Here is a 15,758-nt window from a genome sequence, read left to right on the forward strand (position 1 = left end):
TTCGCTTTCCGCCCGGAAATCGACACTGCGGAGCGGATCAACTCCACTGCGTAGAACGGTGTTACCTAACAATTTGGGGACAAGAGCGAAAGTCCTGGACGAATTGGACATTCGCCACTGCGGTAACAGCCCCGCATGCGGCAGTGTGGACACGTAACCCCGTTCCGCTCCTCGCTAGGAGTACGTTCCGTGAGCGCCGTCTACACCATCCTGCTACTGATCCTGATCACCGTGTCGACCGCCGTGCTGCTCCACCTCCGCGGACTCTCCCGCCGACTGGACGCGCAGGCCGCGGCCCCGACCGCGGCCGCCCCGGTGGACGAGGCCGCGATACGCCGGGCCGTCACCGAGGCGCTCGCCGCCGACCGTGAGCGGGAGATCACCGAGGCCCGGGCGTTCTGGGCCGAGCAGGAGGCCCGCGCGGCCGAGGACGCGCCGCTGTTCGACTCGCCGTTCTCCGGCGCGTTCTCCGGCACCGACGAGTGGCCGCTCTTCTTCCCCCGCCCCACCGGCCCGCAGGACGCCGTCGACAACGCCGGGACGATGGACCCGGAGTTCGGCGAGGCGCTGCGCTCCGCGCTGGAGGACCTGATCAACGAGGGCGGCGGCACCGCCCCCGCCGAGCCCGCCACCGAGGGCGGCATGCCGCTGCGCCCCGGCCATCCGGTCGGCGAGACCAAGGACGCCCGGGCCCGCCGCGAGGCCGACCTGCTGGCCACCGGCCTGGAGGCCGGGCTGCTGGACGCCGACCCGGCCGTCGAGGAGGCCCCGGTCGCCATGCCCGACCCGCGCCGCCACCCCTCGCACCCCGACTTCGTGCCCAGCCAGGCGCCGTCCCGGGAGTGGACCGACGGCCGGCTGGCCACCCTCGCCGAGGAGGCCGTCGCCCTGATCGACGTCCGCCCGGGCCCGCTGGGCACCCTGGACGTCTACGCCTTCGCCGACGGCACCACCCTCTGCGTGGCCCCGGGCGACCGGGAGGCCGCCTACCGGCTGATCGACGCGGTCCGCGCCGGCGAGCACGTCCGGCTGCTCGGCGGCTCGCGCTTCTCCGGCTCGTACTCGCTGACCTTCTCCACCGACGAGGAGGCCGTCTACGTGCTCGCCGACCGGGTGGTCGCCAGCATCTGACAGCGGCTCACCAGCACACCAGCCCAGCAGCGCGCAGCAGGCAGGCCGAAGGCCGGCCGGGTCACGGGGTTACCGACCCGGCCGGCCTTCGGCCTGTACGCGCTCCCGGGGCCTCAGCCGCAGAGCGCCGCCGTCTCCCGCACCGCGTCCACGGCCGCGGCCAGCACCTCGGCCGCCGCCGGCCCGTCCGGCAGCGCCGCCAGCGCGGTCGCCAGGTCGTGCCCGGCGACGGCCAGCTGGTCCCCCACCGCGAAGGCCCCGGCGTCCGGGAAGTCCCGCCGCGGGCCGCCCTCCGCCGCCGCGGCCAGCCCGGCCAGCCGCCGCGCCAGTTCCAGCGCGGCCGCCGCCCGCGAGGCGTGCCCGGGCACGGCGCCCAGCAGCTTGCTCTGCGGCAGCGAGCGGAAACGATCCGCCAGTTTGTCGACGGCTTCGACCAGGGGATCCACGTCCAGGGGCTCTACGTCATGCATGGACAGGAGCCTAGGCCAGAAAGCCGCCGGGCCCCGGAGCGAGTCGCTCCAGGGCCCGGCGGCAGTGGTTCACGGCGGGAGGGACCGTCAGTCGTCGCCGCGCAGGATCGCGATCAGGCGCAGCATCTCCATGTAGATCCAGACCAGCGAGAGGGTCAGCCCGAAGGCGGCCCGCCACGACTCGCGCTGCGGGGCGCCCTGGGCGATGGCCTGCTCGATCGCCGCGAAGTCCAGCGACAGGAAGAAGGCGCCCAGGCCGATGCCGATCAGGCCGACCACGATGCCCAGCGGACCGGAGCGCAGCCCCATGTCGGCACCGAAGGCCATCGCGATCACGTTGACCAGCATCAGCAGCACGAAGCCGAGGGCGATCGAGATGCCGATCCGCTGATAGCGGGCGGTGACCCGGATCCTGCCGCTCTTGTAGGCGAACAGCATGGCCCCGAAGACCGCCGCCGTGCCCAGCACCGCCTGGATCACGATGCCGTTCAGCATGGTGTTGAAGGCGTGCGAGACGGCACCCATCGCGAAGCCCTGGAGGGCCGCGTACGTCAGGATCAGCGGCGGGCTGACGCTGCGCTTGAAGGAGACCACCAGGCCGACGACCATGGCCACCAGGCTGGCGGCGATCGCGAAGCCGAAGTTCTCGAACGGCAGCGCGAACCAGGCCACCGCGCCGGCGACGACCAGCGTCAGCAGCGTCATGGCGGTGCGGGCGACCACGTCGTCGAGCGTCATCCGCCCGGTGGCGGCCGGCCCGGCCGACGGACCGTTGTACAGCTCGTAGAGCTGTTCGTCGGTCATCGGGGCCTGACCCTGCGGCTGCTGGGCGTAGGGCGTCCCCGCGTAGGGGTTGTTGCCGTACGGGCTCCCGGCCTGTGCGGTGTTACCGAACCCTGCGTAGCCGGAGTCGCGGGTGAAGGACCCCTCCCGCGAGAAGACCGGGTTGCTGCTTCTCATTGCTCATTCCCTCCGTGGCGGCACTGCACCGCCCCGTACAAGGGTAATGGCTTGGCAAAAATTCCGGGATACGCCGCGAGGAGGATCCGTGAACAACGACCGGCGGGGACGCCGTCGCGCCCCCGCCTGGTGATCGGTGCCCGGAGCCGGACTCGAACCGGCACGGCCTCGCGGCCAAGCAGTTTTAAGCTGCCCGTGTCTGCGTTCCACCATCCGGGCGTCTGCGAAACCACCCTGAGCCTAGTCTCCCGACTCACCCTTTCGCATGTTCCCAGCCCCGGAAGTTGTCATGTTTCCTTGCCATCTGACGAACTGTCCGGGATTCGGCCACGAAGGATATCCGTTCCGGCCATCCGTTCCGCATCAGGGTCCACGTCATACCGCAGGAGGAGGGGCCAACCCCTCCCGTACGCCCAGCGGTGGTAGGGCCAACCGTCCGGCGGAGCGACGCAAGACCATGATCACGTCGCGGAACATGGAGGTACAAGTCCACGAGTACGACGAGCACAAGGAGCCTCCCGTGACCACGCCGACCGCAACCGCCGTCCACACCGGCCTGGCGGCCGCCCGAGCCACCGGTCTGAACAAGGTCTACGGGGAGGGGGAGACCCGCGTCGTCGCCCTCGACAACGTCAGCGTCGTCTTCCCCCAGGGCGAGTTCACCGCGATCATGGGCCCGTCCGGCTCCGGCAAGTCCACCCTCATGCACTGCATGGCCGGCCTGGACACCGTCACCTCCGGCTCCTCCACCATCGGCGACACCGAGCTCGTCGGCCTCAAGGACAAGCAGCTCACCCAGCTGCGCCGGGACCACATCGGCTTCATCTTCCAGGCCTTCAACCTGCTCCCCACGCTGACCGCCCTGGAGAACATCACCCTCCCGATGGACATCGCCGGCCGCAAGGTCGACAAGGCCTGGCTCGACCGCGTCGTCGACACCGTCGGCCTCTCCGGCCGCCTCAGCCACCGGCCCTCCCAGCTCTCCGGCGGCCAGCAGCAGCGCGTCGCCTGCGCCCGCGCCCTCGCTTCCAAGCCCGACATCATCTTCGCCGACGAGCCCACCGGCAACCTCGACTCCCGCTCCGGCGCCGAGATCCTCTCCTTCCTGCGCAACTCGGTGCGCGAGCTCGGCCAGACCGTCGTCATGGTCACCCACGACCCCGTCGCCGCCTCCTACGCCGACCGCGTCGTCTTCCTGGCCGACGGCCGCATCGTCGACGAGCTCCACCACCCCACCGCCGACACCGTCCTGGACCGCATGCGCCGCTTCGACGCCAAGGGCCGCACCAGCTGACACACCCGCAGCCGTAGCCCGCTCACCGATTCTTCCCAGGACACCCCATGTATCGCACCGCACTGCGCAACGTGCTGGCCCACAAGGGCCGACTGCTGATGACGGCGCTGGCCGTCATGCTCGGCACCGCCTTCGTGGCCGGCACCATGGTCTTCTCCGACACCTTCGGCAAGGCCATGCGGGACAGCAACTCCAAGAGCTACTCGGACGTCTCGGTCCAGGTGGTGGACCGCGCGGCGGGCTCCCACGCCTCCGCCCGGCAGAAGAGTGAGGGCGGCTCGGCCACCCTCACCGACGCCACCGTCCAGCAGCTGGCCGCCCTGCCGGGCACCGCCAACGCCCGCGGCGTGGTCAGCGGCTTCACCGGCGTGGCCGACAGGAAGGGCAACCTGATCGGCCAGGTCTGGGCCGCCAAGGGCGCCAACTTCGCCCCCGGCCAGGACGGCAAGGACCCGCGCTACCCGATGGTCGAGGGCCAGGGCCCGAAGACCGCCAAGGAGGTCGCGCTCGACCGCAGGACCGCCGACAAGGCGGGCTACAAGGTCGGCGACACCGTCCGGGTCGCCGCGAACGGCCCGGTCGTCGAGGCGAAGCTCACCGGCGTCTTCACCACCGACGACCCGGTGGTGAACACCGGCGGCACGCTCACCCTGTTCGACAAGGCCACCGCCCAGCAGACCCTGCTGGAGCCGGGCCGCTACAGCAGCGTCGTGCTCACCGCCAAGCCCGGCACCAGCCAGGACGCGCTGCTCGCCGAGGCCCAGCCCAAGGTGCCGTCCGGCCACCAGTTCGACGTCGAGACCGGCGCCAAGCTCAACGCCGACGAGCAGAAGATGATCACCGAGGCCACCAGCAGCATGCGCACCATGCTCCTGGTCTTCGCCTTCATCTCGCTCTTCGTCGGCATCTTCATCATCGCCAACACCTTCACCATGCTGGTCGCCCAGCGCACCAAGGAGCTGGCCCTGCTGCGCGCCATCGGCGCCAGCCGCAAGCAGGTCACCCGGTCCGTGCTGATCGAGGCCCTGCTGATCGGCACCGCCTCCGCCGCGGCCGGCCTGCTGGCCGGCGTCGGGATCGGCGCCGGGATGCAGTCGCTGATCGGCTCGCTGAACGAGAACATGCCGAACGGCTCGCTGGTGATCAAGCCGCTCACCGTCGTGGTGACGATCGTGGTCGGCGTCCTGGTGACGGTCCTGTCGGCCCTGCTGCCCGCCATGCGCGCCTCCCGGATCGCCCCGGTGGCCGCGATGAGCAGCGGCGACCAGCCGGTCTCCCAGAAGAGCCTGGTGGTCCGCAACACGATCGGCTCGGTGCTCGCCGGCGGCGGCCTCGCCCTGATCGGCTTCGGCGCCTCCACCGGCAACGACAGCGGCCGGCTGCCGGTCGGCGCCGGCGCCTTCCTGGCCCTGATCGGCGTGTTCGTCCTGCTGCCGCTGCTCTCCCGTCCGGTGGTCGCGCTGGTCGGCCCGCTGCTGCGCGGTCTCGGCGGCACCCCGGGCAAGCTCGCCCAGCAGAACGCGGTGCGCAACCCGCGCCGCACCGCGGCCACCGCCGCCGCGCTGACCATCGGCCTGACCCTGGTCACCGGGCTCACCGTGATCGGCGCCTCGGTCAACGACACCGTCGACCGGGCCGTCACCAGCGCGATGAAGGCCGACTACATCATCGGGGCCGCCAACAACATGAGCCTGTCCGAGCAGGTGCCCGCGCAGATCGCCAAGGCGCCCGGAGTGGCCGCATCCTCGGCGCTGACGACCTCCTACTGGGACCTCAACGGCACCGGCGCGGTGATCAACGGCGTGGACGCGGCCAACCTCGACCAGCTCACCGACGTCAAGCTGACCGCCGGCTCCACCGCCAACCTCGCCAAGGGGCAGCTGCTGGTCAGCGAGGACACGGCCAAGAAGCTGAACGCCACCACCGGCTCGGTCGTGAACGTGACCTTCCCGGACGAGTCCACCGGGCAGCTCACCATCGGCGGCGTGTACGAGAACGCCGGCGTGCTCGGCCGCACGCTGCTGGCCAACAGCGAGGTCGCCAAGCACGAGCCGAAGCCGTACATCTCCGAGGTCCTGGTCAAGGGCAAGGACGGCGCCACCGACAGCCTCAAGCAGGCCCTCAAGGACGCCACCGGCGCCAACCCGGTGATCGAGGTGAAGTCCAAGCAGGACGTCCGGGACGAGTTCAGCCAGACCATCACCTTCGCGCTGAACCTGATGTACGGCCTGCTGGGGATGGCGGTCCTGATCGCGATCCTGGGCGTGGTCAACACGCTGGCCATGTCGGTCTTCGAGCGCAAGCGCGAGATCGGGATGCTGCGGGCGATCGGCCTGGACCGCAGCGGCATCAAGCGGATGGTCCGTCTGGAGTCCGTGGTGATCTCGCTGTTCGGCGCCGGCATCGGCCTGCTGCTCGGCTGCTTCATCGCCTGGGCGGTCAACGGCACCCTGAAGTCCACCCTCTCCGGTCTGACCACGGTCCTGCCGTACGGCCAGCTGGCGATGTTCCTGGCGCTGGCCGGGGTGGTCGGCCTGGTGGCCGCGATCTGGCCGGCCCGCCGGGCGTCCAAGCTGGACATCCTGGAGAGCATCAAGACCGACTGACCGACCGGGGCCGGCCGACCGCTCCCGGTCGGCCGGCCCCGGAACGAGAAAGGTCCCCTGCCCGAGGGTTTCGGCAGGGGACCTTCTACTTCTGTACTCCGCCCGGTCACACGGCCGGCTGAGCACCACGGAGGTCGTGGTCCGGCAACGCTGCCGGGCGGAGGGCCTCCGACTCATACCCCGGTGCTCCCACACCGGGGTCTCAGTCGCTTACTTGCTGGCGAGTTCCTTGTCGGCGGCCGGCTTGGCGGCCTCGACGGGCTTGGTGGGCGGAGTGACCTCCTGGATCGGCAGCTGCGGCTTCTCCATCTGGGCGAGGCCGACCATCTCGCGCTTGAGGAACATCGCGAGCGTCCAGTCGGTGAAGACGCGCACCTTGCGGTTGAAGGTCGGCACCATCGCGCCGTGGTACAGGCGGTGGAACCACCAGGCCGGACGGCCCTTCAGCTTGTACTTGCCGAAGAGGATCGCCACGCCCTTGTGCAGGCCGAGACCGGCGACCGCACCCAGGTTCTTGTGCTTGTACTCCTTCTGCGGGAAGCCGCGCATGCCGGAGATCACGTTGTCGCCGAGGACGATGGCCTGGCGGCTGGCGTGCTGCGCGTTCGGCGGGCACCAGGCGCCCTCGCCCGCGGCGAGGTCCGGCACCTGGGCGTTGTCGCCGGCGGACCAGACGTAGTCGAAGCCCTGGACCTGCAGGGTCGGCGCGGTGTCGACGTGGCCGCGCGGGCCCAGCGGCAGGCCGAAGTTGGCCAGCACCGGGTTCGGCTTCACGCCGGCCGTCCACACGATGGTGGAGGCGTCCATCTCCATGCCGTTCTTCAGCATGACGTGGCCGTCGACGCAGGAGTCCATCGAGGTCTCGATGTAGACCTCGATGTTGCGCTCCTCGAGCTTCTCCTTGGTCCACAGACCGAGGTCCGGGCCCATCTCGGGGAGGATGCGGTTGGCCGCCTCGACCACGACGAAGCGCATGTCGTCGCGGCTGACGGTCTTGTACAGCTTGGCCGCGTCGCGGGCCATGTCCTCGACCTCGGCGACCGTCTCGATGCCGGCGAAGCCGCCACCGATCACCACGAAGGTCAGCGCCTTGCGGCGGATCTCCTCGTCCGTGGTGGACTCGGCCTTGTCGAGCTGGGCCATGACGTGGTTGCGGAGGCCGATGGCCTCCTCGACCGTCTTCATGCCGAGGCCGTTCTCCGCCAGACCCGGGATCGGGAAGGTGCGGGAGACCGAGCCGGTCGCGACGACCAGGTACTCGAACGGCAGCTCGTAGCTGTCGCCGGCCGCGGGCTGGATCGTGGCGACCTTGCGGGCGTGGTCGATGCCGGTGACGGACCCGGTCAGCACCTCCGCCTTCTTGAGGGTGCTGCGCAGCGGCGCGATGAGGTTGCGCGGCGCGACACTGCCGCCGGCCGCCTCGGGGAGGAAGGGCAGGTACGTCATGTACGACCGCGGGTCGACGACCGTGACGGTCGCTTCGCCGTAACGCATCTTCTTGAGGATGCGCATCGCGGCATACAGGCCGACGTAACCACCGCCGACAATGAGGATGCGAGGACGCTCCGTGGTGCTCATATCCGAAAGTATCCAGCACCGTCCGGAGCAGCCTTCGTGAGCCCGGTCACAAGTTGACGGACCCCCCGTGCTACACTGCGCGGCCGCAAAACCGGGTCCGGCGCGGCGGCCCCCACCCCCGGACGGCCCCGCGCGAACGTTCGCCGGAGCACCACCGGCCTGAGCAGCAACGATCCGCACAACGCCCGGGTTCCCGCGCGTGATTTCGATTTTCAAACCTCAAACGAGGCCTGACCTGCGATCCCATGGGCCACCCGCCCGACAGGCCTTCGGTCCCACATATCGGACGTAGCGGGCGGGCCGGTGCGACGAATGGCCCGATCGCCATGTGAAGAAATTCACGAACTTTCCCACCCGCGTGCGGGCGCGCCAGGACCCCGGCCCCCCTTTCGGGGTGCCGGGGCCGTGACGGGCAGGCCCCGCACGGGGTCAGGAGGCGATACCGAAGGCGATGCCGTCGAGGATGTCGTGCTCGCTCACGACCACCTCGGCGGCGCCGGTGCGCTCCATGATCTCCAGCAGCTCCAGCGCCCCGGCCGCGATCACGTCCACCCGGCCCGGGTGCATCGACGGGATGGCCGCGCGCTCGGCGTGGGTGGCGGCCAGCAGCTCCCGGGCGATCCCGGCGACCCGCTCCCGGCTGATCCGGGAGTGGTGGATCGCCGCCGAGTCGTAGCCAGGCAGGCCCTGGGCGATCGCGGACACCGTGGTGACCGTCCCGGCCAGGCCCACCAGGGTGCCCGCGCCGGTCAGCGGGACGACCTCCTCGGCCCGGTCCAGCTCGGCGCGCACGTGCGCCCGGGCCGCCTCGACCTGCTCCTCGGAGGGCAGCTCGGCATCCCCGAAGTACCGCTCGGTGAGCCGCACGCAGCCGATGTTCACCGAGCGCGCGGCCTGCACGTCGTCCGTGCCGAGCACGAACTCGGTGGAGCCGCCGCCGAGGTCGAAGACCAGGTACGGGCCGGGGAACTGACCGCCGGTCAGCTCCTTGGTGGCGCCCACGAAGGAGAGGTGCGCCTCCTCCTCGCCGCTCACCACCTCGGGCTCGACGCCCAGGATGTCCCGCACGCCCTTGACGTACTCGTCGCTGTTCTCGGCGTCCCGGGAGGCGCTGGTGGCGACGAAGCGGACCCGCTCGGGGCCGACGCCGAAGCCGGAGATGATCTCCTGGTACTCCCGGCAGGCCGCGAAGGTGCGGGCCAACGCGTCCGGGTGCAGCCGGCCGGTCTGGTCCACGCCCTGACCCAGCCGGTTGACGATCATCCGGCGGTCGAGGTCGGTGATCTCCCCCGTGTCCGGGTCGAGGTCGGCGACCAGCAGGCGGATCGAGTTGGTGCCGCAGTCGATCGCGGCGACGCGGGTCGTGCTCACTCGGACTCCTGCTCCGCCGCGGCGTCGCCGGCGGCGGCCTCCTCGGCGGCGCGCTTCTTCGCGGCGCGCTCGGCGGTCAGCTGCTGCTTGGCGGCGATCACCGCGTCGTGGTCCTGCCCCTTGGCGCGGTTGCGGGCGACCCGCTCACCGGCGGCCTCGACCTCGGCCGGGGAGACGCACGGGCCCTTGGCCCACCAGTCCTCCAGCATGCCGATCGCCTCGTCGCCGAGCGGGTTGACGCCCTCGCCGGCCGCCAGCGAGTGGCCGACCAGCACGTGCAGGCACTTCACCCGGTCCGGCATGCCGCCGGCGCTCGGGAAGCCCTCCAGCACCTCGATCGCGTCACGCCGGGCGATGTAGTCCTCGTGCGCCTTCTGGTAGGCGGCGGCCAGCTCCGGGTCCTCGGCGAGCCGGGCGCTCTGGTCCTTCATCACGCCCTCCGCCTCCAGGGTGCCGATCAGCGAGGCGGCCTTGGGGCAGGTCAGGTAGTAGAGCGTCGGGAACGGCGTGCCGTCCGGCAGACGAGGGGCCGTCTCCACGACGTCGGGGTTGCCGCAGGGGCAGCGGTGCGCCACGCCGCGCAGGCCGCGCGGCACCCGGCCGAGCTGGGCGGCGATGGCCGCGACGTCGGCGTCGGAGACGGTGGGGTGGTTCTCAGTGGTCATGGGGGGAGGTGTCTCCAACGGGGGACGGTGGGAGGGGAAGGGGGGTGGCGGGGGCCGCCGCGGCGGTGTCGGCGGCGTCCACCGAGTCCCAGATGCTGGCGTACCAGGGTTTGGCGGCCATCGCCTGGCCGGTGGCGCTTCCGGGGGCCGCGTTCCGGGCGGAGGCCGCACCGGCCGCGGACGAGGAGGGCTGGGCGGAGCCCTGGCCGGCCGGGTCCACCGCGATGTACGGGGTCTCCCCCGGCACCGCGTAGTGCAGCCGGGCGCGGGCCTGCGCCTTGACGTACTCCGGGTCCTGCCAGCGGGCCCGCTCCCGGCGCAGCTGCTCGACCTGCTGGCGCGCGTGGTCGGCCTTCGCCCGCTGGGCGGAGATCTCGGCGCGCTGGGAGATGAACTGCCGCGTCGGGTAGGCGAGGATCGCCACCAGGGAGCAGAGCACCAGGACGAGGACGGTCGCCCGGCTCGTGAACCGGGGCCGGGCCGCCAAGCCCGGGATCCTCCAGCCAGCCATCTCCCGTATCCCCTCCTGGTCGCGACGGTGCCCCGCCGTCCACCCTACGGGGTGAACGGCGGGGCACCGGTCAGGCGTGCGCTACCGGGAGCACTCGGCCCCCGTGCCCGGAGCGCTCAGCCCCGGGCTCGCCGTACCGATCCGCTGGTCACTCGGCGGAGCGGAAGCGCGGGAAGGCGCCGCGGCCGGCGTACTCGGCGGCGTCGTCGAGGATCTCCTCGATGCGCAGCAGCTGGTTGTACTTGGCGACGCGCTCGGAGCGGGCCGGGGCACCGGTCTTGATCTGGCCGCAGTTGGTGGCGACGGCCAGGTCGGCGATGGTGACGTCCTCGGTCTCGCCGGAGCGGTGCGACATCATGCAGCGGTAGCCGTTGCGCTGGGCCAGCTCGACGGCGTCCAGGGTCTCGGTCAGCGAACCGATCTGGTTCACCTTCACCAGCAGCGCGTTGGCGGTGCCGGTCTCGATGCCGCGGGCCAGGCGGGCCGGGTTGGTGACGAACAGGTCGTCGCCGACCAGCTGGACCTTGTCGCCCAGCTTCTCGGTCATGGCCTTCCAGCCGTCCCAGTCCGACTCGTCCAGCGGGTCCTCGATGGAGACCAGCGGGTAGGCGGCGACCAGCTCGGCGTAGTACTCGATGAGCTCGGCGGCGGTGAGCTCCTTGCCCTCGAAGTGGTAGGCGCCGTCCTCGTAGAACTCGGAGGAGGCGACGTCCAGGGCCAGCGCGACGTCACGGCCGGGCACGTAGCCGGCCTTCTGGATGGCCTCGACGATGAGGTCCAGGGCCTCGCGGTTGGAGTCCAGGTTCGGGGCGAAGCCGCCCTCGTCGCCCAGACCGGTGGACAGGCCGCGCTCCTTCAGCACGCCCTTGAGCGTGTGGTAGACCTCGACGCCCCAGCGGACGGCCTCGGAGAAGGACTCCGCGCCGATCGGGGCGATCATGAACTCCTGGATGTCGACGTTGGAGTCGGCGTGCGACCCACCGTTGAGGATGTTCATCATCGGGACGGGCAGGACGTGCGCGTTCGGGCCGCCCAGGTAGCGGAACAGCGGCAGGTCGCTGGCCTCGGAGGCGGCGTGCGCGACGGCCAGCGAGACGCCCAGGATGGCGTTGGCGCCGAGCGAGGACTTGTCCGGGGTGGCGTCCAGGTCCAGCATGGCCTGGTCGATCAGGCGCTGCTCGGTGGCGTCGTAGCCGACCAGCTCCGGGCCGATCTGCTCGATGACGGCCAGGACGGCCTTCTCGACGCCCTTGCCGAAGTAGCGGTTCTTGTCGCCGTCGCGCAGCTCCAGCGCCTCGAAGGCACCGGTGGAGGCACCCGACGGGACGGCGGCACGACCCGTGCTGCCGTCGTCGAGGCCGACCTCGACCTCGACCGTGGGGTTGCCGCGCGAGTCGAGGATCTCACGGGCTACGACGACATCGATGGACGGCACGAGGCATCTCCTTGCGGAAGCAGGGTCCGGTCTGACGGTGGGTGCTGTCAGCAGGACGATTGCGGAGTCGTTACGACCAGAGCCTAACCGCCCGGGCTCCCGGGGCCACGTCCGCCTCGGTCCCGTCTCAGCGTGTGGCCCCACTACCCACCGGTAGTTCACCTGCTTGTCCCAGCTTGTCCCACCGGAGCGGGCGAATGCGGACGAAGGGGACCGGTAGGACCGGTCCCCTTCGGACGGCGGGCGGAGCGGCACCGGCGTCGGGTCACGACGGGGGTGACGACGGCGTCGGGTGACGGCCGGTGCGACGACGGCGTCGGGTGACGGCCGGTGCGACGGCTCAGCCGAGGTGCAGCACCTGGCCGGGCATGATCAGGTTCGGGTCGCCGCCGACGGTGGCGTGGTTCTGGTCGTACAGCGCGTGCCAGCCGCCGGACACGCCCTGGGCGGCGGCGATGGTCGACAGGGTGTCCCCGGCGCGGACGGTGTAGTCGTGGCCGGCGGCCTGCGGGGCCTGCTGGGCGGCGAGCGGAGCGTACTGCGGCTGGGCGGCGGCCTGGCCGGCGTACTGCTGGTAGACGCTCTGGTGGCTGGTCCAGTACCAGGCGCCGTTGTTCTGGTACCAGAACACCTTGGCGTCGGCGTCCCAGCCGGCCTTGCCGGAGAAGCCCGGGGTCTGCGGCTGCGCCTGCTGCTGCGGGGCGGCCTGCTGGACCGGCTGCGCGGCGGGCTTCTGGACCGGCTTCTGGGCGGCGGGCTGCTGCGCGGCCGGCTTCTCGGCCGGCTTGGCGGCGGGCTTCGGGGTCTGCTGCTTGGGGGCGGACTGCGGCTTGGCGTCCGAGGAGGTGTCGACCACGGCCGCGGCGCCGCCCTTGGTCAGACCCGCCTTCTGGGAGCAGACCGGCCAGGCGCCCGGCCCCTGCGAGGCCAGCACCTTCTCGGCGACCGAGATCTGCTGGGCCTTGCTGGCCTGGTTGGCCTGCGACGCGTAGGCGGTGCCGCCGTACGCCTTCCAGGTGCTGGAGGTGAACTGGAGGCCGCCGTAGAAGCCGTTGCCGGTGTTGATGCCCCAGTTGCCGCCGCTCTCGCACTGGGCGACGGCGTCCCAGGTGGAGGCCGGGGCGGCGGAGGCGCCGGTGGCGGTGAGGAGCGGCATCGCGAGTCCGACGCCGGCCACACCGGCGACGGCGATGGCCTTCTCGGCTTGGGTGCGACGACGGTGACGGCCAGTTCCAACGAACAGCATGAAGAGGTCCCTCTCCGCACGCCTGCGAGGTGAGCTGTCGGGTTCGGACCGGGAGGTGGCCCGGCCGCCGTACGCGGAAACGATTCCGCTCGGGCGGCTTCACCCCAAGCCGTGGGAGACGGCAACAAACCTGGTTCCCCCGCCCCTGCCCAGGGTCTGGTCGGTTTCCCGGGCGCGGCGGGCAGGATTCGGCGTTCCGCGCACGAGGTCCGCAGCTGCGAACTCCAGGGAGAGTAGACAGATCATCAGGACAATCACAAGCTCATATCGTCGATATCACACGACAATTACGGCCCGTGTTCGATCGCCTACCAACGGCGGTGTTATGTCCGGATTGATGGGTGTTCACACCCACGTCGGCGGGCGATCGGCGACGTCCCGTCAGCGTGATCTCAGCAGGTCGGAGGCGTTGGAGAGGCCTGCGAAGGGGTGTACGGAGGGGTATGCGGAGAGCGGCCCTCCGGACTGAATTCCACCGGTAGTTCGCGCAGCCCACGCATGATCAGGCCACCGCGCCAGCGCAGGGCGTCCGGGCTTTCCGCGAGCCGCAGATCGGGCAGCCGGGAAAGCAGCGAGGCCAGCGCCGCACGCCCCTCCAACCGGGCGAGCGGAGCGCCGATGCAGTAGTGGATGCCGTGCCCGAAGCCCAGGTGGGGATTGTCCGCACGGGCCAGGTCCAGGGTGTTCTCGGCGGCGAACCGGGCCGGGTCGCGGTCCGCCGCGGCCAGCACCACCAGCACCGGGTCGCCGACCGGGATGTCCACCCCGCCGATGGTCAGCGGACGGGTCGCGAACCGCCAGGTCGCCAGCTCCACCGGCCCGTCGTAGCGCAGGAGTTCCTCGATCCCGGTCTCCAGCAGCGCGCTCTCCCCGCGCGCCACCGACTCCTGCAGCAGCCGGCGCTGGTCCGGGTTGCGCAGCAGCGCGTACGTGCCGTTGCCGATCAGGTTCACGGTCGTCTCGAAGCCCGCGAACAGGAGGATGAAGGCCATCGCCGCGGCCTCGTTCTCCGTCAGGTGCTCACCGTGGTCACTGGCCCGGATCAGACCGGAGATCAGGTCGTCCCCGAGGTCCGCGCGCTTGCGGTGGATCAGCTCCAGCAGGTACGCCCGCATCCGCTTCACCGCCCGCCCCACGCCGCCGCGCTGGCCGCCGCCTTGCCCCGGCTTCGTGTGTCGCAGCATCATCCCGGCCCAGTCGCGGAAGTCGTCCTGGTCCTCGGCCGGCACCCCGAGCATGTCGCAGATCGCGTAGATGGGGAGCGGGAAGGCGAACTCGTGGATCAGGTCCGCCGAGCCGCGCTGCGCGAAGCCGTCGATCAGCCGGTCGGTGAGCTGCTGCACCCGCGGCTCGAACTCGGCCACCCGGCGCGGCGTGAACGCCTTCGACACCAGGCGGCGCAGCCGGGTGTGGTCCGGCGGGTCGATGTTCAGCAGGTGGGTCATCAGGTCCGCCTGCCGCTCCCCCGGGATGCCCACCCGGCCGGTGCGGTGCGCCTGCTCGCTGTGGTGCGCCGGGTTCTTCGACAGCCGGCTGTCCGCGAGCGCCTGCCGGGCGTCGGCGTACCTGGTCACCAGCCAGGCCTCCACCCCGCTCGGCAGGGTGGTGCGGTGCACCGGGGCGTGCTCGCGCAGCCAGGCGTAGGCGGGGTACGGGTCGGAGGCGAACTCCCAGGTGAACAGCTGTGGGGCGGGGGCATCGGAGGACGCGGCGGCGGGCCGGGCGGGGTCGGGCTGAGCTGGCATGGACCGACCGTATCCGGTGCGACCGGCGCACCCGCCCTCCGGCGGGCCGCGCCCGTCGGGCGGCGCTCCGCGGCGGGGTCATGACCGGGTCACGGCCGGCTCACGGCCGGCTCATGGACAGGCCGTGGCCGGGCCGTTGACCGTCCGTGGACGGGTCGTGGACGGTCCGTGGACAGCTCTTGGCCGACTCTTGGCCGCGGGGCGGGCGTGAGCCTGGTCACCTGAGGGGTAATCCCTGTTGCGGAGGGTCAGGACGTGCCTACGATCCTCCGCAGTACGCGTGGGCGCCGGTGCGGTGTCGCCCACAGGGAGGAGCAGGCCATGCGGGTCAGCGGGTCAGTCGTCGTCATCGCGGTCCTCGACGGCGGGTCGGGCGCGGGCCTCGCCCGCCGGTTCTCCGCGGCCGGCGCCGCCGGAATGCTGATCGCCGACCAGTACGTCGGCGTCGCCGAGGACCTCGCCACCGAACTCGACCGGCCGGGCTGCCCCGTCGTCGGCGTCTGCGGCGACATCCGCCGCCCCAGCGACGTCGCCGCCCTCGTCGACACCGCCGAGAAGCACCTCGGGCCGATCGACCTGTTCGCCGTCGCCGGCCCGGGCGGCGAGCGGATCATCTCGCTGGCCGACCTGCCCGACCACCTCGACCTGGAGCGGCTCGCCGAACTCGTCCTCCTCGTCGGCGAGGCCATCGGCGAACTCGTCCCGCCGCAGCGGCGCCCGGAGCACACCGCCACGGCGGCCTAGCG

Annotated in this window: 12 protein-coding genes, 1 tRNA gene, 1 pseudogene and 1 riboswitch; of the genes and pseudogenes, 4 read left to right on the forward strand and 10 right to left on the reverse strand. The window is 71.4% G+C overall.

The features are described from left to right. The first annotated feature begins 189 nt into the window (after positions 1-189). Entirely contained in the window at positions 190-1,131 is a 942-nt protein-coding gene (locus tag ACGF13_RS14850) for a hypothetical protein (RefSeq protein ID WP_392873888.1), read from the forward strand. A 113-nt stretch (positions 1,132-1,244) separates the two neighbouring features. On the opposite strand, the gene ACGF13_RS14855 is transcribed toward ACGF13_RS14850, so the two are convergent. From ACGF13_RS14855 to ACGF13_RS14865, 3 genes are all read right to left on the reverse strand, one after another. Continuing rightward, a complete protein-coding gene (locus ACGF13_RS14855; protein WP_392873890.1) occupies positions 1,245-1,601 on the reverse strand; it encodes a hypothetical protein in 357 nt (118 codons plus the stop codon). An 87-nt stretch (positions 1,602-1,688) separates the two neighbouring features. After that, on the reverse strand, positions 1,689-2,561 hold the full coding sequence (locus ACGF13_RS14860; protein ID WP_392873893.1) for a Bax inhibitor-1/YccA family protein: 873 nt from the start codon (positions 2,559-2,561) through the stop codon (positions 1,689-1,691). Positions 2,562-2,698: 137 nt separating this feature from the next. Then, positions 2,699-2,780 (reverse strand) — tRNA-Leu (locus ACGF13_RS14865). A gap of 256 nt (positions 2,781-3,036) precedes the next feature. Between ACGF13_RS14865 and ACGF13_RS14870 the strand changes: the two genes are divergently transcribed. Then, the gene (locus tag ACGF13_RS14870) at positions 3,037-3,855 is read left to right on the forward strand and encodes an ABC transporter ATP-binding protein (RefSeq protein WP_392874274.1); all 819 of its coding nucleotides are present in this window, start codon (positions 3,037-3,039) and stop codon (positions 3,853-3,855) included. A gap of 47 nt (positions 3,856-3,902) precedes the next feature. Then, entirely contained in the window at positions 3,903-6,461 is a 2,559-nt protein-coding gene (locus ACGF13_RS14875) for an ABC transporter permease (protein ID WP_392873896.1), read from the forward strand. 210 nt (positions 6,462-6,671) lie between these two features. Here the strand turns inward: ACGF13_RS14875 and ACGF13_RS14880 are convergent, their stop codons facing one another. From ACGF13_RS14880 to ACGF13_RS14910, 7 genes and pseudogenes are all read right to left on the reverse strand, one after another. Then, positions 6,672-8,039 carry an NAD(P)/FAD-dependent oxidoreductase gene (locus ACGF13_RS14880; protein WP_392873899.1) on the reverse strand — a complete coding sequence of 456 codons (1,368 nt, stop codon included), beginning with the start codon at positions 8,037-8,039 and terminating at the stop codon, positions 6,672-6,674. Between the two features lie 429 nt (positions 8,040-8,468). Further along, positions 8,469-9,410, reverse strand: coding sequence for an exopolyphosphatase (locus ACGF13_RS14885; RefSeq protein WP_392873902.1), 942 nt, complete (start codon positions 9,408-9,410; stop codon positions 8,469-8,471). Positions 9,411-9,553: 143 nt separating this feature from the next. Further along, a pseudogene (locus ACGF13_RS14890) lies at positions 9,554-10,093 on the reverse strand (DUF501 domain-containing protein); the annotation flags it as partial. Further along, positions 10,065-10,586, reverse strand: coding sequence for a septum formation initiator family protein (locus tag ACGF13_RS14895; protein WP_392873905.1), 522 nt, complete (start codon positions 10,584-10,586; stop codon positions 10,065-10,067). The gene ACGF13_RS14895 and the pseudogene ACGF13_RS14890, both read right to left, overlap by 29 nt. A 148-nt stretch (positions 10,587-10,734) precedes the next feature. Beyond that, positions 10,735-12,021, reverse strand: coding sequence for a phosphopyruvate hydratase (gene eno / locus ACGF13_RS14900; RefSeq protein ID WP_392873908.1), 1,287 nt, complete (start codon positions 12,019-12,021; stop codon positions 10,735-10,737). Positions 12,022-12,361: 340 nt separating this feature from the next. Beyond that, a complete protein-coding gene (locus ACGF13_RS14905; protein WP_392873911.1) occupies positions 12,362-13,267 on the reverse strand; it encodes a transglycosylase family protein in 906 nt (301 codons plus the stop codon). 5 nt (positions 13,268-13,272) lie between these two features. Next, positions 13,273-13,439, reverse strand: a riboswitch (cyclic di-AMP (ydaO/yuaA leader). A gap of 220 nt (positions 13,440-13,659) precedes the next feature. Next, positions 13,660-15,012, reverse strand: coding sequence for a cytochrome P450 (locus ACGF13_RS14910; protein WP_392873914.1), 1,353 nt, complete (start codon positions 15,010-15,012; stop codon positions 13,660-13,662). A gap of 321 nt (positions 15,013-15,333) precedes the next feature. Here ACGF13_RS14910 and ACGF13_RS14915 point away from each other — a divergent pair, with 321 nt between their 5' ends. Further along, entirely contained in the window at positions 15,334-15,756 is a 423-nt protein-coding gene (locus tag ACGF13_RS14915) for an SDR family NAD(P)-dependent oxidoreductase (protein ID WP_392873917.1), read from the forward strand. Positions 15,757-15,758 lie beyond the last annotated feature (2 nt).

The organism is Kitasatospora sp. NPDC048286 (assembly GCF_043201735.1).
Taxonomy (GTDB): domain Bacteria; phylum Actinomycetota; class Actinomycetes; order Streptomycetales; family Streptomycetaceae; genus Kitasatospora.